Source organism: Erwinia sp. ErVv1 (assembly GCF_900068895.1).
Taxonomy (GTDB): domain Bacteria; phylum Pseudomonadota; class Gammaproteobacteria; order Enterobacterales; family Enterobacteriaceae; genus Erwinia.
Map to the genome: position 1 here is coordinate 93,635 of NZ_CDPK01000015.1, position 871 is coordinate 94,505.

Here is an 871-nt window from a genome sequence, read left to right on the forward strand (position 1 = left end):
AAGTCTGATGATATCCAGCCCGCTCACCGCATCGCGCACCGCATTTAGCACCGGCACCGCGGCGGGTACATTATCCCCGGTTTTCAGCAGCTCCAGGACTCAGCGAAAAGGCTATGCCAAATGGGGACGTAACGGCACGCCTTAGCGTGAGGGCTGCACTTTTGAAACCCTGGCGGAGTCAGCCTGGTTTAAATCCCGGTTTGCCGTTAGCTGCACGCCATTCCTTCACCTCTTTTACGATACCTTCGGGACTATCTTCCCTGCTATCATCAGGGTAATAGATTANCGCCATTCCTTCACCTCTTTTACGATACCTTCGGGACTATCTTCCCTGCTATCATCAGGGTAATAGATTAGGTCAGATCCCGAAGGGTGCTCAGATAGTTTTTCAAATTCAGCGACTAATTTATCATCTTCCTTTTCTGTCGCTCCTTCTGCCCGGCAAATTTTTTGGACAAATTCCTGAAACTCAGCTTCGGTATAATCAGAAATCGTTTTTTTTTGCATCTCACTTTTCTCCTTTATGAATTTCTATATGGCGTTTGGGTGTTGTTACGCGAATATTATCAATGAAGTACACGGCTCCATTATCTTTTATGCTTTGTACATGATGTAACTCGAACCGTTTCCTTGCTCCCACACTCTCTATTTTTTTTACAAAAGGAGACTTACTACTTTTTATATTTACCTGGTTCTGTTTATTAAACTGTTTATTTAACTCAGGATCTTTCCCTACTTCCAGCCAGAAGGCCTTACGGAACGCATCAAAGCTGCTGAATTCTCGCCCCAGCAATCTCTCCGCTATCTGGCCTGGGATTGGTGCGCCAGGCCCCTGCCCGGCTTTATTCAGCCAATCTGTGCCGACATTTTC

Annotated in this window: 2 pseudogenes; both read right to left on the reverse strand. The window is 46.2% G+C overall.

The window, feature by feature from the left end:
• Positions 1-178: 178 nt before the first annotated feature.
• Positions 179-507: pseudogene (locus A1830_RS17815) on the reverse strand (bacteriocin immunity protein).
• A 1-nt stretch (position 508) separates the two neighbouring features.
• A pseudogene (locus A1830_RS17820) lies at positions 509-871 on the reverse strand (HNH endonuclease); the annotation flags it as partial.